Source organism: Bradyrhizobium huanghuaihaiense (assembly GCF_007830635.1).
GTDB classification, from domain to species: Bacteria; Pseudomonadota; Alphaproteobacteria; order Rhizobiales; family Xanthobacteraceae; genus Bradyrhizobium; species Bradyrhizobium huanghuaihaiense.
Genome location: NZ_VLLA01000004.1, coordinates 392036 through 415545, shown reverse-complemented (window position 1 = coordinate 415545; position 23510 = coordinate 392036). Strand labels below are relative to the sequence as shown.

General features: G+C 65.2%; 20 protein-coding genes. 8 read left to right on the top strand and 12 right to left on the bottom strand.

What is annotated here, in order from left to right:
- Positions 1-5: 5 nt before the first annotated feature.
- A complete protein-coding gene (mdcA, locus tag IQ16_RS12465; RefSeq protein WP_018641383.1) occupies positions 6-1655 on the bottom strand; it encodes a malonate decarboxylase subunit alpha in 1650 nt (549 codons plus the stop codon).
- Positions 1656-1754: 99 nt separating this feature from the next.
- Positions 1755-2537, bottom strand: a complete 783-nt coding sequence (locus tag IQ16_RS12460; RefSeq protein WP_145831481.1) for an alpha/beta hydrolase — start codon at positions 2535-2537, stop codon at positions 1755-1757.
- 287 nt (positions 2538-2824) lie between these two features.
- Here IQ16_RS12460 and IQ16_RS12455 point away from each other — a divergent pair, with 287 nt between their 5' ends.
- From IQ16_RS12455 to IQ16_RS12430, 6 genes are all read left to right on the top strand, one after another.
- A complete protein-coding gene (locus IQ16_RS12455) occupies positions 2825-3148 on the top strand; it encodes a hypothetical protein (RefSeq protein WP_020607796.1) in 324 nt (107 codons plus the stop codon).
- A 162-nt stretch (positions 3149-3310) separates the two neighbouring features.
- Positions 3311-3787 carry a hypothetical protein gene (locus IQ16_RS45110; RefSeq protein WP_063710339.1) on the top strand — a complete coding sequence of 159 codons (477 nt, stop codon included), beginning with the start codon at positions 3311-3313 and terminating at the stop codon, positions 3785-3787.
- Between the two features lie 20 nt (positions 3788-3807).
- Positions 3808-4980: an efflux RND transporter periplasmic adaptor subunit gene (locus IQ16_RS12445; protein ID WP_018641387.1), complete on the top strand. Its 1173-nt coding sequence runs from the start codon at positions 3808-3810 to the stop codon at positions 4978-4980.
- Positions 4977-8117: an efflux RND transporter permease subunit gene (locus IQ16_RS12440; protein ID WP_018641388.1), complete on the top strand. Its 3141-nt coding sequence runs from the start codon at positions 4977-4979 to the stop codon at positions 8115-8117. The genes IQ16_RS12445 and IQ16_RS12440 overlap by 4 nt, the downstream gene beginning before the upstream one ends.
- Positions 8104-8520, top strand: a complete 417-nt coding sequence (locus tag IQ16_RS12435) for a thioesterase family protein (protein ID WP_018641389.1) — start codon at positions 8104-8106, stop codon at positions 8518-8520. The genes IQ16_RS12440 and IQ16_RS12435 overlap by 14 nt, the downstream gene beginning before the upstream one ends.
- A 215-nt stretch (positions 8521-8735) precedes the next feature.
- Positions 8736-10109 (top strand): sensor histidine kinase, encoded by a 1374-nt coding sequence (locus tag IQ16_RS12430; RefSeq protein WP_018641390.1) that lies wholly within the window; start codon positions 8736-8738, stop codon positions 10107-10109.
- 17 nt (positions 10110-10126) lie between these two features.
- Here IQ16_RS12430 and IQ16_RS12425 read toward each other — a convergent pair whose 3' ends face one another.
- A complete protein-coding gene (locus tag IQ16_RS12425) occupies positions 10127-12424 on the bottom strand; it encodes an FdhF/YdeP family oxidoreductase (RefSeq protein ID WP_018641391.1) in 2298 nt (765 codons plus the stop codon).
- 251 nt (positions 12425-12675) lie between these two features.
- Between IQ16_RS12425 and IQ16_RS12420 the strand changes: the two genes are divergently transcribed.
- Entirely contained in the window at positions 12676-13923 is a 1248-nt protein-coding gene (locus IQ16_RS12420) for an oxalate decarboxylase family bicupin (protein WP_018641392.1), read from the top strand.
- 77 nt (positions 13924-14000) lie between these two features.
- Here the strand turns inward: IQ16_RS12420 and cydB are convergent, their stop codons facing one another.
- The 7 genes from cydB to fdhD form a co-directional block, all read right to left on the bottom strand.
- Positions 14001-14987, bottom strand: coding sequence for a cytochrome d ubiquinol oxidase subunit II (gene cydB, locus IQ16_RS12415; RefSeq protein WP_018641393.1), 987 nt, complete (start codon positions 14985-14987; stop codon positions 14001-14003).
- Between the two features lie 2 nt (positions 14988-14989).
- Positions 14990-16390: a cytochrome ubiquinol oxidase subunit I gene (locus tag IQ16_RS12410; RefSeq protein WP_018641394.1), complete on the bottom strand. Its 1401-nt coding sequence runs from the start codon at positions 16388-16390 to the stop codon at positions 14990-14992.
- An 18-nt stretch (positions 16391-16408) separates the two neighbouring features.
- Positions 16409-18061 (bottom strand): malate dehydrogenase (quinone), encoded by a 1653-nt coding sequence (gene mqo, locus IQ16_RS12405; protein ID WP_283812180.1) that lies wholly within the window; start codon positions 18059-18061, stop codon positions 16409-16411.
- Complete coding sequence (locus IQ16_RS12400; RefSeq protein ID WP_018641396.1) at positions 17994-18398, bottom strand: cupin domain-containing protein; 405 nt, start codon at positions 18396-18398, stop codon at positions 17994-17996. Before IQ16_RS12400 ends, mqo begins: the two co-directional genes overlap by 68 nt.
- Positions 18399-18410: 12 nt before the next feature.
- Complete coding sequence (gene fumC, locus IQ16_RS12395; RefSeq protein WP_018641397.1) at positions 18411-19847, bottom strand: class II fumarate hydratase; 1437 nt, start codon at positions 19845-19847, stop codon at positions 18411-18413.
- Between the two features lie 148 nt (positions 19848-19995).
- Positions 19996-20676 (bottom strand): YoaK family protein, encoded by a 681-nt coding sequence (locus IQ16_RS12390; RefSeq protein ID WP_018641398.1) that lies wholly within the window; start codon positions 20674-20676, stop codon positions 19996-19998.
- A gap of 18 nt (positions 20677-20694) precedes the next feature.
- Positions 20695-21531, bottom strand: a complete 837-nt coding sequence (gene fdhD, locus IQ16_RS12385; RefSeq protein ID WP_018641399.1) for a formate dehydrogenase accessory sulfurtransferase FdhD — start codon at positions 21529-21531, stop codon at positions 20695-20697.
- On the opposite strand from fdhD, the gene IQ16_RS45600 reads away from it, so the two are divergent.
- Positions 21530-21841: a hypothetical protein gene (locus IQ16_RS45600; RefSeq protein ID WP_018641400.1), complete on the top strand. Its 312-nt coding sequence runs from the start codon at positions 21530-21532 to the stop codon at positions 21839-21841. The genes fdhD and IQ16_RS45600 overlap by 2 nt on opposite strands.
- Positions 21842-21857: 16 nt before the next feature.
- Here the strand turns inward: IQ16_RS45600 and IQ16_RS12375 are convergent, their stop codons facing one another.
- Both IQ16_RS12375 and IQ16_RS12370 read right to left on the bottom strand, forming a co-directional pair.
- Positions 21858-22421 carry a cytochrome b gene (locus IQ16_RS12375; protein WP_018641401.1) on the bottom strand — a complete coding sequence of 188 codons (564 nt, stop codon included), beginning with the start codon at positions 22419-22421 and terminating at the stop codon, positions 21858-21860.
- Complete coding sequence (locus tag IQ16_RS12370; protein WP_018641402.1) at positions 22418-23470, bottom strand: catalase family peroxidase; 1053 nt, start codon at positions 23468-23470, stop codon at positions 22418-22420. The genes IQ16_RS12375 and IQ16_RS12370 overlap by 4 nt, the downstream gene beginning before the upstream one ends.
- Positions 23471-23510 lie beyond the last annotated feature (40 nt).

Sequence of the window (23510 nt, the reverse complement as noted above, 5' to 3'; positions counted from 1 at the left end):
CGTCCTCACCAGTTCCTGAATTTCGACGGCGGCGCGTAGAGGCCGCCCGACCAGCGCACGAGATCCTTGATCGAGCGCGCCGCCAGCAGGCTGCGATCCGCATCGAGCGGATTGATGCCGAGGTCTTCCGGCCGTCGGATCACTCCGCGCTCGCGCAATTGCGCGACCATGCCGTGATCCCGCCGGCGGCCGACATCGGTGTAGCCGGCAACACCGCGGATGGCCTGCTCGCGCTCCTGCGCGGTGCGGCACAGCAGGAGGTTGGCCACGCCCTCCTCGGTGACGATGTGCGTGACGTCATCGCCATAGATCATGATCGGCGCGAGCTCGAGATTCAGCTTCTCCGCGAGCTCGATGGCGTCGAGCTTCTCGACGAACAGCGGCACGTTCTTGTCGCCGAACGTCTCGCCGATCTGCACGACCAGCTTGCGGCCGCGGCGCATCAGGGCCGCGCCATCGGGGTCGGCCTCGGCTCCCGCCTTCAGCCAGGGCTCGCTCGGATGACGCCGCCCGCGGGCATCCGCGCCCATGTTCGGCGCACCGCCGAAGCCCGCAATGCGCGAGGTGGTGACGGTCGACGAATTTCCCTGCAAATCGATCTGCAGCGTGGAGCCGATGAACATGTCGCAGGCATAGAGACCGGCGGTCTGGCAGAAGGCGCGATTGGAGCGCAGCGAGCCGTCAGGACCGGTGAAATACACGTCCGATCGGGCGCGGATGTAGTCATCCATGCCGACCTCCGAGCCGAACGAGTGGATCTGCCGCACCCAACCGGACTCGATCGCCGGAATCAGCGCGGGATGCGGGTTCAGCGCAAAATGGGTTGCGATCTTGCCCTTCAGCCCAAGCCGCTCGCCGAAAGTCGGCAGCAGGAGCTCGATCGCGGCCGTGCTGAAGCCGATGCCGTGATTGAGCCGCTGCACACCATAGGGCGCATAGATGCCCTTGATCGCGAGCATCGCGGTCAGGATCTGACCCTCGGTGATCGCGGCCGGATCGCGCGTGAACAGCGGCTCGACGAAGAACGGTTTGTCGGACTTGACGATGAAGTGGACGCGGTCCGCCGGGATGTCGACACGCGGCACCGTCTCGACGATCTCGTTGACCTGCGCGATCACGATGCCGTCCTTGAAGGCGGTCGCCTCCACCACGGTCGGCGTGTCCTCGGTGTTGGGGCCGGTGTAGAGATTGCCTTCGCGGTCGGCGCTGACGGCGGCGATCAACGCAACCTGCGGCGTCAGGTCGATGAAATAGCGGGCGAACAATTCGAGATAGGTGTGAACCGCGCCGAGCTCGATCTTGCCGCCGAACAGCATGCGGGCGATGCGCGCCGATTGCGGCCCGGAATAGGCATAGTCGAGGCGCCTGGCGACGCCGCGCTCGAACAGGTCCAGATGCTCGGGAAGAACGACGCCCGACTGCACCATGTGCAGATCGTTCACTCTGGAGAGATCGACAGCGAGAAGCGCGCGGCTGAGCAGATCGGCCTGCTTCTGGTTGTCACCCTCGAGGCAAACCCGGTCGCCCGGCCTGATCACGGCCTCCAGCAGGCGCGTGGCGTCGCTCGCCTCCACGACCTTGCCGCGCGCAAACCCCGCGCCGGCCGCGATGCGCGCATCGCGCGCGGCGCGGTTGTTCTGCCAGTTGGTGCTCACGGAATCCTCCTGATGGGACAGTCGGACCGGCGGGAGTGCTGTCTCTCCCGCCGTCCTTCCTTCTGCCGGCCGTGCGTCAGGACCGGCAAAAACACATCGTCAGCGCGTGGCCGGTTGATCGATGCTGCGTGCGGCGCGAGTGATGATGGCAGCCACTTCCTTCGGATGGGACTCGTAGACGGAGTGGCTGGCGCCGGGGATCACGGTGGTCTGGCTCTTGGCGCGCTCGTAGTACCAGCGCTCGAGATCCGGATTGATGATCTGGTCGCTGCCGGCAACGATGCCCCAGCTCGGCTTGGTCTTCCACGCAGCCGCGGTCAGCGGCGTGCTGAACACCTGGGTCGCCGCCAGGACCTGGGAGCGCGCAACGAACTCGGCCCGCTCGCGCGGCAGATCGGGCGCGAACAGTTTCGGGAACTGCACGGGATCTAGATAGGTGAACTTGTCGGGCGTGACCTTGATGACGCCCTCGGTCTTGCCGAGCACGCTCGGCGTCTTCTTGCCCAGCGCCGATTCATCCTCGCCGACGTCGGGCGCGTGTGCGGCGACGTAGACGAGGCCGACGACGTTGGGATGGACGCCGGCCTCGGTGATGATCGAGCCGCCATAGCTGTGACCGACGAGCAGCGTCGGGCCGTCCTGGAGATCGAGAATCCGCTTCGCCGCGGTGACGTCGTCGGCGAACGAGGTTTCGGGCTCCTGCACCATCGTCACGCGGAAGCCTTCCTTGGTCAGGATCTCGTAGACCGGCTTCCAGCCCGACGCATCGACCCAGGCTCCGTGCACCAGGACGATGTTCTTCGGGGGTTCCGCGCGCGCCGGGACGGTCGCGAACAGGGAGAGGGCGGCAGCGAGGGCGAGGCCAGCGTTGAGGGGTTTCATGTCGGGATCACTCCGGGGTTGGAATGACGCGACACTAGGTTCGTCGCTCCCTTGCGTATTTCGGCAAACAACGGCGCTTGCCACTTCGCACGCCGGCAAGTCCGCCGCGGCCGATCCCGCTCACGTCCGGTTTCTCTGATGGCACGACCTCGCGCGCGTGCAGGGCGGCTGACGTTCGTAAGCGAAAGACGGCTCGCATCGGTTCTGTCATTCGAGACCGACGTTCAACCATCGACACGAGAGGATCGACAATGACATCGAATTCACTCATCCCGATTGCAGCTGTCATGATAATCCTCGTGGATGCGGCCTCTCCGGTTCATGCAGCGTCCTGCGAGGCTTCGATCGGACATGTCCAGGCAAAGCTGGACGCCGCCATCGAGAAGACTGCCGGCGCGCATGGCTGGGGCCCGGAGAGCCTCAGTGCGCTGCGCAGTCATCAGCCCACGCCGCGATCGCTGGCGGAGGCTGAGGGCGCGAGCGGAGCGCAGCTTCGGCTCGCGCTCGATGCGCTCGATCGTGCGCGTGCCGCGGACCGCTCCAGAGACATCGCCAGGTGCCGCCGGGAACTGTCCGAGGCAACGCTGCTGCTGCAGAAGCAGTCACGATGAGGGAGATGCTTCCCGATCGTGCGGTGAGACAGCGGGACGTGCTTTCAGGAAATACCGGGTCGCCGGCCGCTCCCTATCGTCCCGCGCAAATGAAAGACTCCGGAGCAGCCTATGCGAGAACAGCCCTCATCGAACAGGTTCGGATGCCGCCGGCTCGCATCGATGCAACTGCGCGCGGCGCTCGCAACTGGCCTGATATGGCTGATGCCGGCTGCGGCAGATGCGCAAATGACGCTGCCGACGACGCCGCCCCCCGTCGGCATGTCCGCGACCTCGCCGCTCAACCTCGGCGCGACGCGGCCTGAAGGCATTCCACTCGGCTCGACCGAAATCGCAACGCCCGGCATATCCCCGATCAATCCTTCGTTGGGCATGACGAACTGCGCGCCATCGGGCAATGCCGGATCGTCAGGCGCCCTGTTCGACGGCGGCGGGCTCTCGGGAAGCTCGTCGCTCGCGTGCCAGAGCGGCACGACGACGCCGTCGGCCCTGCCTCCCCAGACATCGACGATCGGACGCGTCGGGATTCCGCTCGGGTCCACCGAGCTCGGTGGTGCCGGAATCAGTCCGCCCGTGCCGGTGCCCGGCCCCACGTCCATGGGCGGCACGACGTCAGGCAACAGCTCCGGCAATCCCTGAGATCAACAAGGACCATCACCGTGAAGCGGAACCTCACCCTTGCACTCGTCGCTCTCGCCGCGATCCTGATTGGCGGAGGCCTCTGGTTCTTCGCCAGCGACAAGAAGCCGGCCGTCGCGGCCGCGCCGGTGCCCACCGCCGTGCCAGTCGTCGCCGCCACCGTCTCCGGCAAGGACGTCCCGATCTATCTGCGCGGCATCGGCACGGTGATCGCCTACAACACCGACGTCGTGCGCAGCCAGATTCAGGGGCAGATCGTCAAGATCGCCTTCACCGAGGGACAGACGGTCAAGACCGGCGATCTGCTCGCGCAGATCGATCCGCGCCCCTACGAAGCACAGATCGAGCAGCTGACCGCCAATCGCGATAGGGACCAGGCGCAGCTTGCCAATGCCGAGGCCAATCTCGCACGCTACAACCAGCTCGGCGACAAGGGCTATGCGACCCCGCAACTGATCGAGACGCAGACGGCGCAGGTGGCGCAGCTCAAGGCCGCCGTGAAGGCGGACCAGGCCCAGATCGACGAGGCCAACGTCCAGCTCAGCTACACGCGCCTGACATCGGCGATTCCAGGCATCACCGGGGTTCGCCAGATCGACGTAGGCAACGTCATTCATCCGACCGATCCCAACGGTCTCGTCGTCGTCACGCAGATCGAGCCGATCTCGCTGCTGTTCACCCTGCCGCAGACCGATCTGCCCGTGATCCAGCAGCACGCCGCAAAAGGAGAGCTGAAGGTCATCGCCTACAGCCAGGACAACAAGATGAAGCTCGACGAGGGCACGCTGCTGCTGGTCAACAACGAGATCGCGGGCACGACCGGCACCGTCCAGCTCAAGGCGGTGTTTCCGAACCACGAGCATCGGCTGTGGCCGGGCCAGCTGGTGAACGCGCGCCTGCTGCTCGAGGTTCAGAAGAACGCGCTCACTGTCGCCGGCTCGGCCGTGCAGCAGGGCCCGAACGGCAGCTATGTCTATGTCGTATCTCCCGACCAGACCGCGGCCTTGCGTCCCGTCCACGTCGCGCAGATCAGCGACGGCCAGGCGCTGATCGACCAGGGGCTGAAGTCGGGCGACGTCGTCGTGGTCGACGGCCAGTATCGGCTGACGGAAGGCAGCCGCGTCCGGGAGTTGCATGGCAAGGCTGCGCGCGAAGCCGACCTGCAGAGCGCCGTGCAGGACGCGCTTCCATGAACCTCTCCGCGCTCTTCATCCTGCGACCGATTGCAACCGCGTTGCTGATGGCCGGCCTGCTGCTGCTCGGCCTTGCGGCCTATCCGCTGCTGCCGGTCGGAGCGCTGCCGAACGTCAATTACCCGACGATCCAGATCTCGGCGCAATTGCCCGGCGCCGATCCCGGCACCATCGCCTCGTCCCTCGCAACGCCGCTCGAGCAGCAGCTCAGCCAGATTCCGGGCATCACGCAGCTCACCTCGTCCAGTGCGCTCGGCGTCGCCCAGCTCACGGTGCAGTTCGAGCTGTCGCGCACCGTGGACAGCGCGGCGGTGGACGTGCTGGCCGCGATCAACGCCGCCAGCCCCTTCCTGCCACCGAACATCCCCTACCCGCCGACGATCAGGAAGGTGAATCCGGCGGAGACGCCGATCATGCTGATCGCGCTGACGTCGGACTCGCTGCCGCTGACGACGGTGGACGCCTATGCCGAAAACATCCTGCTGCCGAAGATCTCGCAGGTCCCCGGCGTCGGCCTCGTCGGCATCGGCGGCCAGCAGAAGCCCGCGATCCGCGTTCGCGTCAATCCGCAGGCGCTCGCCGCCCGCGGCATCGGCCTCGAAGACGTCCGCAGCGTCATCGCCGGCGCCAATGTCGACCTGCCCAAGGGCACGCTCAACAGCCCGCGTGTCACCTACACGCTGAACACCAACGACCAGCTGCTGAAGCCTTCCGCCTACGAAGACCTCATCATCGCCTATCGCAACGGCTCGCCGGTGCGGATCCGCGACGTCGGCACGGCGATCGAGGCGCCCGAAAACGACCTCCTGGCCGGCTGGTACGGCAAGGATCCCGCCATCATCCTCGCCGTCCAGCGCGTTCCCGGCGCCAACGTCATCGAGACGGTCGACCGCATCAAGAAGCTGCTGCCGCAGCTGCAGGCCTCCGTTCCGCCGGCGATCAAGGTGACGATCGCGGCCGATCGCACCGCCACCATCCGCGCCGCGGTCTCCGACGTTCAGTTCACGCTGATGCTCACGGTCGCCCTGGTGGTGATGGTCATCTTCCTGTTCCTGCGGAATTTCTGGGCCACCGTCATCCCGGCGATCACGGTGCCGCTGGCGCTGATCGGGACGTTCGCGGTCCTCTATGTGCTCGGCTACAGTCTCGACAACCTCTCGCTGATGGCCTTGTCGATCGCGGTCGGCTTCGTGGTGGACGATGCCGTCGTGGTCATCGAGAACATCGTGCGCCATCTCGAGCAGGGCATGACGCCGCTGGAGGCAGCGCTCAAGGGCTCCGCCGAGATCGGCTTCACGATCGTCTCGATCACGCTGTCGCTGATCGCGGTGTTCATCCCGCTGTTCCTGATGGGCGGCTATGTCGGCAAGCTGTTCCAGGAATTCGCCGTCACCATCACCGCCTCGCTGCTGCTCTCGCTCGTCATCTCGCTCACCCTGACACCGATGATGTGTGCGCGTCTTTTGAAGGACGAATCGCGAAAGAAGCACGGCCGGATCTATCTGCTGTTCGAACGCGGCTTCGATGCGCTGCTCGCGCTCTACGCGCGGGGCTTGCGCGTCGTGCTGCGCCATCGCTTCGTCACGCTGCTCGTGATGCTCTCCACCATCGCGCTGACCGGCTATCTCTACGTGATCATTCCGAAGGGTTTCTTCCCGCAGCAGGACACCGGACAGATCGTCGGCATCACCGAGGCCGCCCAGGACATCTCCTTCCCCGCGATGTCCGAACGCCAGCAGGCGATCGTCAACATCCTCCTGAAGGATCCGGCAATTCAATCGGTGGCAAGCTATATCGGCCCCGGCGGCCCGACGGCGACGCTCAACCAGGGCCGCATCTTCATCGTCCTGAAGCCGAAGCCCGAGCGCAAGGCCAGCGCCGACCAAATCATCAACCGCCTGGGCCCTCGGCTCGCCCACATCCAGGGCATCAGGCTCTACATGCAGGCCGCGCAGGACATCACCATCGGCGCCCGCCTGTCGAAGACGCAGTACCAGTACACGCTGACGGATGCCGATTCCAACGAGCTCACCCACTGGTCGGCGATCTTCCTGGAGAAGCTTCGCGCCCTCGACGCCATCACCGATGTCGCGAGCGATCAGGCCAATGCCGGTCCGCGGCTGGAGGTCACCGTCGATCGCGAGGTCGCCTCCAGCTTCGGCATCCTGCCCACGACGATCGACAACGCGCTCGACGACGCCTTTGGCCAGCGCATCGTCTCGACCATGTTCACCTCGCTGAACCAGTACCATGTCGTGATGGAGGTCGATCCACGCTTCCAGTACGGGCCCGAAGCGCTCAAGGACATCTATCTGAACTCGGCCTCCGGCCAGCAGGTCCCGCTCAGCACGCTGGTCCACAGCGTCATCAAGCCCGCGCCGATCCTGATCAATCACCAGAGCCTGTTTCCCTCGGTGACGATCTCGTTCAACCTGAAGCCGGGCGTCGCGCTGGGCGATGCGGTGACGGCGATCCAGAAGATCGAGAAGGACACCGGCAAGCCCGCCTCGCTGTCGACCTCGTTCCAGGGCAACGCCCAGGCGTTCCAGTCCTCCCTGTCGGGCACGCCGCTCCTGATCGGGGCGGCGCTGATCGTGATCTACATCATCCTTGGTGTGCTCTATGAGAGCCTGATCCACCCCATTACGATCCTGTCGACGCTGCCGTCGGCCGGCATCGGCGCGCTGTTGCTGCTGCTCGCGGTCCACATGGATCTCAGCGTCATCGCGATCATCGGCATCATCCTCCTGATCGGCATCGTGAAGAAGAACGGCATCATGCTGGTCGACTTCGCCCTCGAGGTGGAACGCCAGAATGGGCTGAGCCCCGAGGAGGCGATCTACCAGGCCTGCACGCTTCGCTTCCGGCCGATCCTGATGACTACGATGGCGGCGCTGCTTGGCGGCGTGCCGCTGATGATCGGCTCCGGCACCGGTGCGGAGCTGCGCCAGCCGCTCGGCTATACCATCGTCGGCGGCCTGATGCTGTCGCAGATCCTGACGCTGTACACCACGCCGGTCGTCTATCTCTATCTCGACCGGCTCAGCAACCGGCTCACCGGGCGTAAGCCGCGGTCCGAAACATCCACCCCATCCAAGACCGAGGCAGAGACGGGAATGAGCCATGAATCCGCTTGAGAAGGTGACCCTCGGCACGACAGCGGAAAAACTGGTGACCGTCACGCGCGAGATGACGGTTGGCCATGCGGTGCCGGGCATGCCTGAAGTCTACGGCACGCCGATGATGATCCTGCACATGGAGATGGCCGCGGGATCGGCGGTTCAGCCATTCCTGCCTGCAGGCCATGTCAGCGTCGGAATGATGGTCAATATCCGCCATCTGGCGGCAACGCCGGTCGGCCGCACGGTGCGGGCGACGGCACGGGTCGTCGCGATCGAAGTCAGGAGCATCTTGTTCGAGGTCGAGGCCTGGGACGGCGACCGCAAGATCGGCGACGGCACCCACCGCCGCGGCGTCGTCGATCTCGCCGAGTTCGAGCGGCGGTTCGGCGTGACAATATCCGTGGCCGAGATAGCCTAAAGTCGCACGCGGCTCGGCAGCAGCTTCGTGCGTTTTGGCAAAGTGCCTGCGAAAACGCAAAAGACCTCCCCTCGGCGGCGCGCTAGACCCTCTGCATGACGCTCGAACGCCTGGATGGCTCTCATCCCGTACAGCCGCAGCGATGGTGGCGCCGTCTGCTGCCGATCCAGACAATACAGGACCGGATTCTGCTGTGGGCTTGGGGTAGCCTTGTTTTGACCCTGCTGTCCTTCGCCTGTTCGCTGCTTGGCGACAATTTCACGGCGATCGCTTTTGCCGCTTTTCTGGCCGCTTCGCTGACGCTCGTCGGCGCGATCATGGATATCACGGCCCTGAAGAAGGCCCACGTCGAGCTGGAGCGGAGCGAGCTGCGCTACCGCCATCTGTTCAGCCGCATGCCGATCGCGTTCCGGCAGCTCGACGCCAGCCGGCTCGTCGCGCTGTTTCGAAAGCTGCGCGCCGAGGGCGTCAAGGATCTCGGCGCCTATTTCGACAGCCATCCCGAGTTTCTGCGGACCTGCATGGATGCGCTCACGTTCCAGGAGGCCAATGAACGGGCCATCCAGATGTTCGGCGGAGGCAGCGAGGGCTATGTCGGACGTTCCCTGGCCGACACCTGGAAGGAGCGCCCCGACACGTTCCGCCGGGCGATGGAGTCCCGCTATCGCGGCGAGACGAACTTCGAGGAAGAAACCAAGATGGTCACGTGGGACGGCCGCGTCGTCGACGTTCTCTTCACGACCGCCCGCGTCGGCCCCATCAACGATCTCGAGGTCAGCCTGGTCGGCACGATCGACATCTCACAGCGTGTTCGCGCCCAGCAGAAGCTTCAGCAGGTGCAGGCCGAGTTCGCGCATGCCGCGCGGGTCTCGATGCTGGGCGAGCTCACCGCCTCGATCGCGCACGAAGTCAATCAGCCCCTCGCCGCCATCGCCACCAATGGCGCCGCCGGGCTGCGATGGCTGAACAGGCCGGCTCCTGATATCGTCGAGATCCGCAAGACCATCGAGAACATCGTCGTGGATACAAAGCGCGCCGCGAACATCGTGGCGCGCGTTCACGGCATGGCGTCGCGGAAAGCGCCCGAGCAGGCCTCCCTGTCGTTTGACGAGATCGTTCGCGAAGCCCTTCTCTTCCTGCGGCACGAGATGGAATCCCGCAGCGTAACAATCCTGCACCGGCCTGATCCGGCCGCACCGCAGGTGCTCGGCGACCGCACCCAGCTGCAGCAGGTGATCGTCAATCTGGCCATCAACGCGGCGCAGGCGATGACACAGGCGGGATCTGACGATCGCAGGATCGTCATCAGCACGGTCGCGCAGGACGCGGCCACGCTGTGCTGCTCCGTGGAGGACAACGGACCCGGCATCGCCGGCGAACATGCCGGCCGGCTCTTCGACAGCTTCTTCACGACCAAGGAGAGCGGCATGGGCATGGGGCTTCCCATCTGCCGGTCGATCGTCGAAGCACATGGAGGGCGGATCGGCGCCGAGGGCAGCGCCGCGCAGGGCGGCGCCCGTTTCTGGTTCACCCTGCCGATGTCCGTCGCGGCGGATTCGCCGCGGTCCGATCTCAGTGTGGATGCCTGACCGCAATTTTTCCGCGGTTACCCCTGTTGCTCCGGTCCGGCCGAGCGCACCAGACGGATCGGGACCCCCTTGTATGACGGCGTGAAACTGAGGGGGTCGCGGGCATAGAGCGGCACCAGCGGATTGGTTTCCGGATAGTACGCCGCACAGCAGCCGGTCGGGAAGGAATAGGCCACGACGCGGAAGTTGCGCACGATCCGCTCGGCGCCGTCGGTCGAGGCGGTGATGAGGTCGACGCGGTCGCCGTCGGCCAATCCCCGCCTCTTCAACTCATACTCGTTGAGGAACACGACGTCGCGCTGGCCGAACACGCCGCGGTAACGGTCGGACATCGAGTAGAGCGTGGTGTTGTACTGGTCGTGGCTGCGTATGGTGGTGAGCCACAGGAAATCGTCATCGCTCTGCGGTGGATCCTCGCCGCAACCCGGAAAGACCAGGAAGTTGGCCTTGCCCGACGGCGTCGCCCAGATGCGTTCGCGCGCCGTCGAGGTAAGGTGGAAGCCGCCGGGCACGCGGATGCGGGCATTGTAGCCCTGGAAGATCGGGAACACCGCCTCGATCGCATCGCGGATGCGGTCGTAATCGGCAACGAAGCCGTCCCAGTCGACCACCGTGCGATCGCTGAGCGTCGCCTTGGCGACGCCGGCGATGATCGCGACCTCGCTGAGGAGATGCTCCGAGGCCGGCTTGTTGCGGCCGCCGGACGCATGCACCATCGACATCGAGTCCTCCACCGTGATCGACTGCGGCCCCGATGCCTGGATGTCGATCTCGGTGCGCCCGAGGCACGGCAGGATCAGGGCGGCGCGGCCATGGATCAGGTGGCTGCGGTTGAGCTTGGTCGAGACGTGGACGGTCAGATCGAGCTTGCCGAGCGCGGCCTGAGTCGCCTGCCAGTCCGGAATGGCCGCGGCGAAATTGCCGCCCATCGCGAAGAAGGCCTTCACCTCGCCGCGGATCATCGCTTCCAGCGCAGTCACCACATTGTGTCCCGGTGCAGCCGGCGGCTTGAAGCCGAAGCGCTGCTCCAGGAGTTCGAGGAAGTCCGCCTTGGGAACCTCTGTGATCCCCACGGTGCGGTCGCCCTGCACGTTGGAGTGGCCGCGAACCGGGCAGACGCCGGCGCCCTCACGTCCGACATTGCCGCGCAACAGCGCGAGATTGGCGATCTGCTGCACGTTGTTCGCGCCGCGCCAGTGCTGGGTGATGCCCATGCCGTAGACGAGGATGGCGCGCTCCGCCTTCATGTAGGCGTCGGCCGCATATTCCATGTCCTCGCGCGTCAGGCCGGACTGCCGTTCGATGTCGGGCCATTGCGTGCGCTTGAGATCGTCGATCAGCGCCTCGGCGCCGACGGTGTGACCGCGGATGAAATCCCAATCGAGGATGTCCGGCTGCTCGGCGGCGCGGGCCGCCTCGTCCGCCTCCACCAGGACCTTCATGATCCCCTTGAGGACGGCGACGTCGCCGCCGACCCGCACCTGGAACAGTTTGGAGCTGATCGTCGTCGACGACAGGGTGATCATCTCGACCGGGCTCTGCGGTGCCTGGAAACGCTCCAGCGCCCGCTCGCGGAACGGATTGAAGGAGATGATGGAGGCGCCGCGGCGGGCCGCATTGCGCAGGCTGGTCATCATCCGAGGACTGTTGGTGCCCGGGTTCTGGCCGAAGATGAAGATGCAATCGGCCTTGTCGAAATCCTCCAGCAGCACGGTGCCCTTGCCGACGCCGAGCGAGTGCGGCAGGCCGACGCTGGTCGCCTCATGGCACATGTTCGAGCAGTCTGGGAAATTGTTGGTGCCGTATTCGCGCACGAAGAGCTGATAGAGGAAGGCGGCCTCGTTCGAGGTCCGCCCCGAGGTGTAGAACTCCGCCATGTTCGGATCCGGCAGCGCCCTCAGCTCACGTCCGATCATGTCGAACGCGTCGCTCCACTCCACCGGGAGATAGCGATCGGATGCGGTATCATAAGCCATCGGACGCGTGAGCCGTCCGACCATCTCGAGATCGTAGTCGCTCCAGCTCGCGAGCTCCGTGACGGTGTGCTCGGCGAAGAATTCGGGCGTGCATCGCCTCGACGTCGCCTCCCACGCGATCGCCTTGCCGCCGTTCTCGCAGAATTCGAACGAGGAGGTGTGCTTCGGATCGGGCCAGGCGCAGCCGGGACAATCAAAGCCTTCCGGCTGATTCATCCGGCTCAGCGTCGCCGCGCCCTTCAGCGGCACGCGCTGCACCAGGAGCGCTTCGCTGAGCGCCTTGAGTGCGCCCCAGCCGCCGGCGGGTTCACGGTAGGGACGAACCGATTTCGTGGTCATCTCGACATCTCTCGATCTTGCCATTCTCCGGGCCAGTTAAGGATCGCGCAGGCAGCGCCGTCTTCCCAAAACAAACGCTATTCCTCAATTGCACACGTTCGGTCCCGGCCGCCCTGCCGCAGCAGCAGCCAGTGCATTCCGGCAAAAATAGCGCCGTTCCCGGAAGCTGAAACCACAGGCGGAAACTAGGCTTGGCGGTTGGAGCCCCATCGCGACGGAGGGCTTTCGACAATTTTCAGGAGCGACCCAAGATGTTTTCAAGACGTGATCTGCTGGCCATGTCCGCGGCAGGTGCCGCCATGGTCGGCTCCAGTGCGCAGGCCGCAACATTCGGCAATCCCGATGAGCCGCCGCAAGGCGCCATCAACGCCAAGAGCCCAGGAAGCCTGACCGATCCCGGTCCGCAAAATCCCGACCTGGCCAGGCAATTCCCCTCCGCACAAACGCCGCCGGCGACGGACGTCGGCGGGCTGCCGATGGATTGGGCCTCGTTCAACAATGCGCCGCGACGCATTCAGAACGGCGGCTGGGCCCGTCAGGTCACCGTCGAAGACTTCGCCATCTCCAAGGAGATTTCCGGCGTCAACATGCGCCTGGCCGCCGGCGGCATCCGTGAGCTGCATTGGCATCAGGCCGCCGAATGGGCGATCATGACTTACGGCAGCTGCCGCATCACCGTGCTGGACACGCAAGGGCGCCCTTATGTCGGCGACCTCAAGGCCGGCGACCTCTGGTATTTCCCGCCGGGCGCGCCACATTCGCTACAGGGACTGGGTCCGGACGGATGCGAGTTCGTGATCTGCTTCGACGACGGCCACGCCAATGAGTTCAACACGCTGCTGGTGACGGACTGGCTCGCCCATACCCCGCCCGAGGTGCTGGCAAAGAACTTCGGCGTGTCGGCCGAGGCCTTCGCAAACATCCCGCTGCACAATCGCTGGATTTTCCAGGGCACTGTGCCCGGCGATCTCGCCGCCGATCGCGCCGCAGTCGCAAGGCAAGCCGAAGCACCGCCCTATCCCTTCATCCATTCGCTCGGCAGTTCAGCTCCGGTCAAGGAGAGCTCCGCCGGCAGCATCCGCGTCGCCGACAGCAGCAACTTCAAGGTGGCCACCACCGTCGCTGCGGCGCTGGTGACGATGCCGCCGGGCGCGGTGCGTGAGATGCACTGGCATCCGAATGCCGACGAATGGCAGTACTACATCAAGGGCAAGGCGCGGATGACGGTGTTCGACACCGGTCCCAACGCGCTGACGACGGATTTCTCGGCCGGCGACATCGGCTATGTCCGGCGCAATCTCGGCCATTATGTCGAGAATGTCGGCGACACCGAGCTGCAGTTCGTCGGCGTATTCCGTGCGCCGCGCTACGAGGAGGTCTCGCTCTCCAACTGGCTGACGCACACGCCGCCCAAGCTGGTGGCTCAGCATTTCAACATCGACGAGAAGCTGGTCGCGCAATGGCCGGACAACAGCCCGGGAGTCATGCCCAAGTCCTGAGAGACTTAGGCTCCTGAAATGAGAAAGGCGCCAAAACCGGCGCCTTTCTTTTTATTCGCGGTTCGCGCGTGTCGCCGTCAGTAGTGATCCACCGCCGCAGCCGTCTTGCCGCGGAAGACGCGATACCCCACCGCGACATAGAGCAGCATCAGCGGGAACACGAACAGGCCCGCCCCCCAGAACATGAAGGCGAGACTTGCATGCGGCGCCGCGGCCTCGTCGATCGTCACGACGAACGGGATCATGTAGGGCCAGAACGACAGAGCGAGCGTGCCGAACGCCGCCGCGAAGATCAGCGAAACCATGTGGAAGGGCCAATAATCGTCGTGGCGCAGGATGCTCGTCGCGAGCACCGCGGCCGCGCCTGCGCCGACGAGGGGAAACAGGAAAAGATACGGCCGCTCGATCCACCGGCGCAGAATTGGCAGATGTTCGATGAGGGCGTGGGTGAAGACGACGACGAGGAAAGCCAGCACCGCGACGGCGAGCAACGGGATCTGACGCCGCGTGGCCTCGCGGATGGACCCATCGCACTTCCTCACGAGCCAGCAGGCGCCGAGCAACGCATAGCCGAAGCACAGGCCGATCCCACACAAGACCGAGAAGGTCGTCAGCCAGCCGAAGGTGCCTCCGGCATATTCGCCGTTCGAGAATTGAAGTCCCTCGACCAGCGCCCCGACCATGGCGCCCTGCATGAAGCTTGCGGCAAACGACCCCGCAGTGAAGCTGACGTCCCAGATCCAGCGCGTGCTTGACGCCTTGCCGCGAAACTCGAACGCGACGCCGCGCAGGATCAGTCCCAGAAGCATGACCAGGACCGGGATATAGAGCGCGGACAGCAGCATGGAATAGACCACGGGGAACGCGCCCCACATGATCACGCCGGTGACGATCAGCCAGGTCTCGTTGCCGTCCCAGACCGGAGCGACCGTGCGCAGCATCGCCTCACGCCTCGTCTCGCTGCCTGCAAGGCCAAACAGCATCCCGACGCCGAGGTCGAATCCGTCGAGAAGGAGATAGATCAGGATGCTGATGGCAAGCAGCGCAACCCAGAACGTCACCATGGCTATTCTCCCGCTTCGACGATTGCCGGCATCTTGTCGGCAAGCGACATCGGCCGGTTGGGCACCGGGACATGGAGCGGCTTGCCGCCGAGTCCCGCCGGGCCGGCGCGCAGCAGCCGATAGATGTAATAGGTCCCGAACGAGAAGATGAAGGCGTAGACCGCGACGAAGAGGATCAGCGAGGTCAGCGCGGCGGACGCCGTGAGGAACGGCGTCACGGCATTGGCGGTCCGCAACACGCCGTAGACGGTCCAGGGCTGGCGGCCGACTTCCGCGGTGTACCAGCCGGTCAGGATCGCGATCCACGGCAGCGGGAAGCTGAGGAAGATGCCCCACAGCAGCAGGCGGCTGCGCTCGAGCCGATGCTTGAGGCCGAGCCAGCTCCCGAACCAGGCCAGCCCCAGCATCACGAAGCCGCAGCCGACCATGATGCGGAAGGCGAAGAACGGGATCGCCACGGGCGGGCGATCCTGCGGCGCGAAGCTGGTCAGGCCGACCTCCTTCGACGTCAGGCTCATGCTGCCGATGATGCTGCCGAGCACCGGAATCGAGATGGCGTATCTGTTCGACTCAGTTGCGGAATCGGGGATCGCGATCAGCACCTCGGAGGCCGGCTGCTCGTCATGCCAGCGCGCCTCGATCGCGGCGAACTTGGCGGGCTGGTAGTCGTGGACGTAGTCGCCGACGAGATGCCCGATGAAGAGCTGGACCGGAAGCAGCACCGCCGCGAGCGCAAGACCCATGCGCAGCATCACATGCGCCTCGGCCCGATAGGTCCGCCGCAGCAGATACCACGCGCCGGTCGCCGCTACGCAGAAGGCACCGGTGAGATATGAGGCAAGCAGCATGTGCGGAAAGCGGACCCAGACCACCCGGTTGAAGATGATCTGCGCCCAATCGTTCGGCACGAACTGGCCGTTCTCCAATACGTAGCCGGTCGGCACCTGCATCCAGCTGTTGTTGACCATGATCCAGAACGCCGAAAGCGTGGTTCCGAGCGCGACCATCGCAGTGGAGAACAGGTAGAACCAGGGCGGCACCCGCGGCCGCCCGAAGATGAGGATGCCGAAGAAGCCCGCCTCCAGCATGAAGGCGGTGAACGTCTCGTAGGAGAGAAGCGGGCCCTGGATCGGACCCGACATCCTCGACAGCACGCTCCAGTTCGTTCCGAACTGGAACGCCATCACCACGCCCGATACCACCCCCATGCCGAAGGCGACGCCGAAGATCTTGAGCCAGAACTCGAACAGGGTCCGGTAGACGGGCCTGCCGGTGTACTGGTGCATCGCTTCGAGCACCGTGAGCCAGGCGGCAAGCCCGATCGTGAACGCCGGGAAGATGATGTGGAACGAGATGGTGAAGGCGAACTGCAGCCGCGAGAGGAGAAGCGCCGTCGGGTCCATGGCAAGCCCCCTCTCTTCCTATGCTCGCTTGGCGACCGCCGGCGCGCGCGCGGCCGGCTGCGGGATGTTGTCGACCTTGAGCACCTCCGCCGTCGCCGCGCGGATCTGGCGGCAGAAATCCGCATCCTCGATCAGCGACACGCCATAGGACGGGATGATCTGCTTCAGCTTCGGCAGCCAGGCACTCGCCGTCAGCTCGCCGGCGAAGCACTTCTGCAGCACGCTGATCGCAATGAACGCCGCGGTGGAGGCGCCCGGCGAGGCGCCGAGCAGGGCGACCAGCGAATGATCGTCGGCGCCGACGAGCTCGGTCCCGAACTCGAGCAATCCGCCGCGCTTGACGTCGGGCTTGATGATCTGGACGCGCTGGCCCGCCACCTGCAGCCGCCAGTCCTTCGGATCGGCCTTCGGGAAATATTCGTCGAGTGCCGCCAGGCGATGGCTCTCGGACTGCAGCACCTGCCCGACCAGGTACTCCGTGAGGCCGAAATTGTCGCGCGCCACCGACAGCAGCGGCTTGACGTTGGCGGGACGAACGGACTCGAACAAATCGAGCAGCGAGCCGTGCTTGAGGAACTTGCTCGAAAAGCCGGCATAGGGTCCGAACAGCAGCGAGCGCTGGCCGCCGATCACGCGGGTGTCGAGATGCGGCACCGACATCGGCGGTGAGCCGACGGCGGCCTTGCCGTAGACCTTGGCATGATGACGTTTGTTGATCTCCGGATCGTCGCAGCGCAGCCAGATCCCGCTGACCGGGAAACCGCCATAGCCACGCCCCTCCGGAATCCCGGACTTTTCGAGCAGCGGCAGCGCACCGCCGCCGGCGCCGATGAAGACGAACTTGGCGCGCACCGATCGCGTCTCGCCGCTGTCGGTGTCGCGCACCTCGATGCGCCAGCGACCGTCCTGCTCGCGAGCGAGATCGGTGACCCAGCTCTTGTAGTGCGCCGCGCAGCCCGGCTGGCCGACGAGATGACGGACCAGGAGATGGGTCAGCGAGCCGTAATCGACGTCGGTCCCGGTGATGATGCGCGTCGCCGCGACGGGATCGCCACTGGCGCGGCCCTCCATCACCAACGGCGCCCACTCGGCGATTTTCGACGGATCCTCGCTGTATTCCATGCCCTCATAGCAGTGATGCGCCGCCATCGCCTTGAACCGCTTCCTGAGGAAGGCGACGTTGTCGACACCGTGCACGAAGCTCATGTGCGGCACGGGATGAATGAAGGATCTGGGATCGGCGATCGCGCCGCGCGCGACGAGATAGGACCAGAACTGCCGCGACAGGTCGAACTCGACATTGACCTCAAGCGCCTTGGAGATATCGACGCTGCCGTCAGACCGCTGCGGCGTGTAGTTCATCTCGCAATTGGCCGCGTGGCCAGTGCCTGCATTGTTCCAGGCATCCGAGCTTTCGAGCGCGCAATCCTCGAGGGCCTCGAGCATCTGGATCGTGAGCGATGGCTCCAGCTCCTTGAGAAAGACACCGAGGGTGGCGCTCATGATGCCAGCGCCAATGAGGACGACGTCGGATTCGGAAGTTCCTTGCATGGCAGCTCTCTTCGTTTGGTTGGGGTGCGATGGTATGCTCTGGATGGCCCGGTCAGGCCCGCGCCGGCTGCCGCGCCTTGGCGCGGAACGGCACGTCGGCTCCCGGCCGCAGCACCACATAGGCGCGGCGCCAGGACGAATCGTCCGTCAGCTTCCAGCTGTGCCCGGAGCCCGCGGTGTCTTCCGCCAGCAGGACATTGCCGGGATGGATGAGGAAGTGGTGGCCGTCACGCGTCTGGAAATCGAGCGTTCCGCTGAGCGTGATCACGAGCTGGCGCACCGGCGCGGTGTGCCAGGCGAAAGCGCCGCCCGACTCGGTCTCCTGGAAGGAGACGCTGGCGGCATCGATCTTTCCGGTCAGGAAGTCGCCACGCTGGCCCGGCTCCAGCTCGAGGAAGCCTTCCTCGAAATGCGAGTTGTTGTCCTGTCCGGTCCATAGACGTACACAGCGGATCATCGTTCTCTCCTTTCAGCCGGCTTTCGCGCCGATCGTGAGCGGCACCTTGATCTCGGCGACGTAGGGTCTGACCATCTTGGCGGGATCGACGATGCGGTCGAACTCCGGCTCGGTCACGAAGCCGAGCTTCAACGCCGCCGATTTCAGCGTGAGATCGTTGTCCATTGCGTAATGCGCGATCCGCGACGCCTTGTCGTAGCCGATCACCGGTGCGAGCGCGGTCACCAGCATCAACGATCTCTCGACATATTCCTGGATCTTCTTGTGGTTCGGCTCGGCGCCTTCGACCAGGAAGGTGCGGAAGTTCGTGCAGCCGTCGGCGAGAATGGTGACGGACTGCGCGATGTTGTGGATGATCAGCGGCTTGTAGACGTTCATTTCGAGATAGCCGCCGGCGCCGCCGAAACCGACGACGACGTCGTTCGCCATCACCTGCACGGCGATCATCGTCAGCGCCTCCGCCTGCGTCGGGTTGACCTTGCCCGGCATGATCGACGAGCCCGGCTCGTTCTCGGGGATCAGCAATTCGGCAAAGCCCGCGCGCGGGCCGCAGGACATCAGGCGGATGTCGTTCGCGATCTTGTAGAGCGAGCCGGCAAGCGTGCGAAGCGTGCCCGATAGCTGCACCAGCGCATCATGCGCGCCCTGCACGGCGAACTTATTGGGCGCACTGACGAAGGGAAGACCGGTCAACCGCGCGATCTCGGCCGCGACGGCCTCCGCGAAACCCGGCGCCGCGTTGATCCCGGTGCCGACGGCGGTGCCGCCGAGCGCGAGCCGGAACACGCCCTTGAGCGCATCGTCGATGCGCGCCAGGTTGTCCGCGAGCATGCCGGCGTAACCGGACCACTCCTGCCCCAGCGTCAGCGGGGTGGCATCCTGCATGTGGGTGCGGCCGATCTTGACGACGTCGTCCCACTTGTCCGATTTCTCGGCAATCGCGTCGTGCAGCGCCTCGACGGCGGGCATGAGCCGCTCGGTCACGTTCGTGGCCGCGGCGATGTACATCGCCGACGGGAAGCTGTCGTTCGACGACTGCGACATGTTGACGTGATCGTTCGGATGGACCGGATGCTTGCTGCCGAGCGGCGTGCCCGCGATCTGACAGCACCGGTTCGAGATCACCTCGTTCACGTTCATGTTGAACTGCGTTCCGCTACCGGTCATCCAGACGTGAAGCGGAAACATGTCGTGGTGCTGGCCGGCCAGGATCTCGTCACAGACATGGACGATCAGCTTGTGAAGCGTGCCGTCGAGACGGCCACCGGCGTAGTTGGTGATTGCCGCGGCCTTTTTCAGAATCGCGTAGGACTGGATCATCTCGCGCGGCATCAGGTCCTTGCCGATGCTGAAATGTTCGAGCGAACGTTGCGTCTGCGCGCCCCAGAGCTTGTCCGCGGGAACGGACACTTCACCCAGGCTGTCTGTCTCTTTGCGAAGGTCGTTCATCCTTGCCTCTCGTGGCAGTTGATGTCGGAAGTGCCATCCCGGCACTTGCTGGAAATGATACGGCGCGCACCGCGCTACCTGCTTCCGCGAACGAACGTCGCTTTGCCGAATGGCATGGTGTGACGGCGCACAGCGGAAGACAGACCGCTCAGTCCGGATCGCGGCCGATCCGGTTCCGCCAGCACAGCAACAGCGCGCATGCGGACAAGGCGATCGGCACCGCAAGGCTGGCCGCGCCGAGCCGCATCGTGACAAAGCCGCCGATGGCGGCGCCGCACAGGAACATCAGGCAAAGCACGAGCATGGCGCCGCCGCCATGCGAGGCGTCGCGATCGGACGTCGACACGAACTCATCGATGGCGCGCAGCATGTTGCCGGTGACGGTGACCGAGAGATAGCTCCAGCGTTCGACGTGCCTGAAGCTGGCCGATTGCAGCGCGACGCCGAAGGAGATGCCGAGAATGGCGAGCGGATCAGGGATCCGGTGCAGCAGCAGCATCACGGCCGCGAGGCAGACGATCTGCGCAACGAGACAGAGCAGCGGCGCCTGGATGCGGATCGCCACCCACGCGCCGAGGAGAAAGACGACGATCGGAAGCAGATGATGCGCCGCCCGCTGCCATTGCCCCGAAAGGGCGTCGATGCCGAGGAAGACGACATTGCCGGTCTGCGAGCTCGCGAACACACCGCCCAGCGAGAGCCAGGTGAAGGCATCGAGAAAGCCGCCCGACATCGTCAGCAGGGCCGCAACCGGGAGCGATCGCTCCGGAGCACAGGCGGCGACGCGCAGCTCAGCTGCGGGCTCCGGAGATGCGGCCTGTATCGCCATGCTGGCCGGCCCGCAAGGTCAGCATCCCGCGCGCGGCGCAGCCTCGTCAGGCAGCAGAACGCGTCGCGGGTGCGTGAACACGCCATATCCGTCGTCGCGGGCAATCGCCACAAGGGTGATGCCCGCTTCCTTCGCGGTCTGGATGGCGAGCGCGGTTGGGGCAGACACGGCCACGACGACCGGCACGCCCATCATCGCCGCCTTCTGCACCATCTCGACCGACACGCGGCTCGTCAGCAGCACGGCGCCATCACGAGCCGGGCTGTCATCGCGCATGATGGCACCCGCGAGCTTGTCCAGCGCATTGTGGCGGCCGACGTCCTCCCTGACCGGGCCGATGCCGGTGCGGGGGCACCAGAACGCCGCCGCGTGCACGGATCGCGTGTGTTGGTTCAACGTCTGCAGGGGTGACAGCGCCTGCATCGCGTCGAGCAGATCTCGCGCGTGAAAGGCAACGCCGCGGCCTTCCACCCGCGAGGGCGTGCGGCGCGCCTGCTCGAGGCTTTCGATGCCGCATAGTCCGCACCCGACCGGACCGCTGATGGCGCGGCGACGAGCGGCCAGCGGCCCCGCGCGGTCGCCATCGAGCCACATCCGCACCTCGATGCCGAGCTCGTTCGGGATCAGATCGATGCTTCTGATCTCGCTTCGTCGTTCGACGATGGCTTCCGTGAGGCTGAAGCCGATACCGAAATCCTCCAGATCGGCCGGCGTCCCCATCATCACGGCATGGGTCGAGCCGTTATAGGTGAGCGCGATGGCCGTCTCCTCGGCCACCAGCCGCGAGGTCGACCGTGTCTGACCGCCGCGCCAGGCGATCTCCCAATGCCGCGTGAATGTCGAGCCCGTCATCATGGCTTACACCGTCGCCGGCTGGGCCGAGTGGCGCGACGCCCGGCTTCCGAGCGCGAAGCCCAGTGCAACGAACCAGCCCCATTTTCCGCTGATCGCGTGGAAGGCCCTTCCGAGCGACGCCTTCGAGTTCGGCATATCCGTCATGGCTTGTCCCTTGCACGTGCGACCGGTCTTCCGGTCATGGATGGGAGCAAGCGTACAAGCGGCCCTTCGACCCATCTTTCGCGGTAACGACGATATTGTTGATCTGCACGATGCCGAGCGTTGCGCGGCGAACTTGTACGCACGAGCGGCGAGCTTCCCGGATTGAACGCCTGCCTGCCCGCTCATTCGGCGGGCTTCATCCGCTCCCGCTGCGGCAGGGGCGAGATCGTCGCGAACACGCCATCGCGACGGATCAAGGCGTGGAACAGCGCCGCCGCCAGGTGCAGCAGCACGAGGGCGAAGAAGGCGAGGCCCAGATAAACATGGGCGTTCCAAAGCAACGTATGCCCGCGGTCGCTCTGCTGCAGCAACGCCGGAATTTCAATCCCGCCAAACAGGACGACTGGATAGGCTGCGGCCCAGAGCATGCCTAGCCCAAGCAAGGGCATGACGATCATGAACCCGTAGAGCAGCAGATGCGACAATTTAGCGCCGAGCTTCATCACCGGCGGAAGATCGGCCGGCAAAGGCGGCGCGCCTAGGCGAAGCCGCAGCGCCAGCCTGATCAGGACGAGGATGAGGAGCGCAACGCCGAGCGTCTTGTGGATCAGGATGAGCGGCAGGTATTTCGGCGCCACGGTCGACACCATGCCGACACCGATGAAGAGCATGGCGATGATGCAGAGCGCCATCAGCCAGTGCAGCAGCCGCTGGATCGGGGCGAAGCGATGTGGAGCACGGATCATGGCTTGGCGGCCCCGTTTCTCGGATAGGCCCCGGCTTCGGACGCCCGCAGATCGTAGGATTTGCGGTAGACCGACGAGCGCGCAGCCGGGAAAGGATCGTCAGAGACGCGGACTCCCTGCGGCAGCACGGTCGGGTCGAAATTGATGTCGCGGCAGGGTCCATCCCGCTCCGCTTCAATTCGCTGCACGGCGAGCGTTCCGACCTGCATCTTACGCCGGTTCTCCGGCCAGGCCCTGCTTGGATCCGCGGTCGGATCTCCGGGATCGGCAACAGTGGTGACCATGGTCCATCGTTGCGGGGCGGACCGCACCCGGTCCGTGATGTCCTGCTCGAGGAAATCGGGGCCGCGCTTCTGCAGATCCGCCTGCGCGATGGGGACAGGCACTGCCGTGGGAACGAGCGACCATCGCACGGTGTGCTCATCGCCCTTCGCATTGGTGAAGACGAAGCTGTTGAGACTGTTGTAGGGCTCCTCCGCATAGCTTGCGGTCCAGGGCGCCGATTTGGCCCAGGCTGCGAACGCGCCGAACTCCGGATTGGCGCGGGTGAACGCCGTCATCGCCTCAGGCTCCTTCTTGCCGGCCGCAACCAGCAGCTCGTGAAACGCCTCGGGCGTGGAAACCGCAAAGAACGGCGGGTTGATCATCGCCATTCGCCACTCCTCGCCGTCCGCCGCCGATATCTGCAGCCCGATGCCGCGCACGCGCACGGTTGCATCCACCGCGTTCGGATCGGCGGTGCCGAGATTGAAACGACCGAGGACCGGATAGCGGCCCTGCGCGAACACCTTGGCGCGGGAGAGCTCCACACCATTCCCGTTCGCTTCGAACGTGCCGGTGAAGCAGATTCCCTTGGCATGGTTCCGCCGGTGTCCGAGTGGCGGGCCGCTCGGCGGCGTCAATGCCGCGATCATCCGATCCGGCGTGAGACGCCCAGGCGAGAGCCAACCCGCGGAGTATGCGAAGGCCGCGGCGCTACAGCCAAGGACGGCTGCAATCAGGATGAGCGATCCAAGGCTCGAACGCTCCAGTCTGCCTGGCAGTTTCATCAGGTCTCCTTGCAGCACGAAGGATGCCTGGCGATCGAAC

Excerpts from the sequence above, each read along its gene's own strand:
- fdhD (WP_018641399.1), bottom strand. The coding sequence starts at position 21,531 with ATGATGACGGGCTCGACATTCACGCGGCATTGGGAGATCGCCTGGCGC.
- IQ16_RS12375 (WP_018641401.1), bottom strand. The coding sequence starts at position 22,421 with ATGATCCGTGCTCCACATCGCTTCGCCCCGATCCAGCGGCTGCTGCAC.
- IQ16_RS12425 (WP_018641391.1), bottom strand. The coding sequence starts at position 12,424 with ATGACCACGAAATCGGTTCGTCCCTACCGTGAACCCGCCGGCGGCTGG.
- IQ16_RS12435 (WP_018641389.1), top strand. The coding sequence starts at position 8,104 with ATGAATCCGCTTGAGAAGGTGACCCTCGGCACGACAGCGGAAAAACTG.
- IQ16_RS12440 (WP_018641388.1), top strand. The coding sequence starts at position 4,977 with ATGAACCTCTCCGCGCTCTTCATCCTGCGACCGATTGCAACCGCGTTG.
- IQ16_RS12410 (WP_018641394.1), bottom strand. The coding sequence starts at position 16,390 with ATGGACCCGACGGCGCTTCTCCTCTCGCGGCTGCAGTTCGCCTTCACC.
- IQ16_RS12370 (WP_018641402.1), bottom strand. The coding sequence starts at position 23,470 with ATGAAACTGCCAGGCAGACTGGAGCGTTCGAGCCTTGGATCGCTCATC.
- IQ16_RS12455 (WP_020607796.1), top strand. The coding sequence starts at position 2,825 with ATGATAATCCTCGTGGATGCGGCCTCTCCGGTTCATGCAGCGTCCTGC.
- IQ16_RS12390 (WP_018641398.1), bottom strand. The coding sequence starts at position 20,676 with ATGGCGATACAGGCCGCATCTCCGGAGCCCGCAGCTGAGCTGCGCGTC.
- fumC (WP_018641397.1), bottom strand. The coding sequence starts at position 19,847 with ATGAACGACCTTCGCAAAGAGACAGACAGCCTGGGTGAAGTGTCCGTT.
- IQ16_RS12460 (WP_145831481.1), bottom strand. The coding sequence starts at position 2,537 with ATGAAACCCCTCAACGCTGGCCTCGCCCTCGCTGCCGCCCTCTCCCTG.
- IQ16_RS45110 (WP_063710339.1), top strand. The coding sequence starts at position 3,311 with ATGCAACTGCGCGCGGCGCTCGCAACTGGCCTGATATGGCTGATGCCG.
- mqo (WP_283812180.1), bottom strand. The coding sequence starts at position 18,061 with ATGTGGTGCTGCGGCCGGGAGCCGACGTGCCGTTCCGCGCCAAGGCGC.
- IQ16_RS45600 (WP_018641400.1), top strand. The coding sequence starts at position 21,530 with ATGGCTTACACCGTCGCCGGCTGGGCCGAGTGGCGCGACGCCCGGCTT.
- cydB (WP_018641393.1), bottom strand. The coding sequence starts at position 14,987 with ATGGTGACGTTCTGGGTTGCGCTGCTTGCCATCAGCATCCTGATCTAT.
- IQ16_RS12400 (WP_018641396.1), bottom strand. The coding sequence starts at position 18,398 with ATGATCCGCTGTGTACGTCTATGGACCGGACAGGACAACAACTCGCAT.
- IQ16_RS12420 (WP_018641392.1), top strand. The coding sequence starts at position 12,676 with ATGTTTTCAAGACGTGATCTGCTGGCCATGTCCGCGGCAGGTGCCGCC.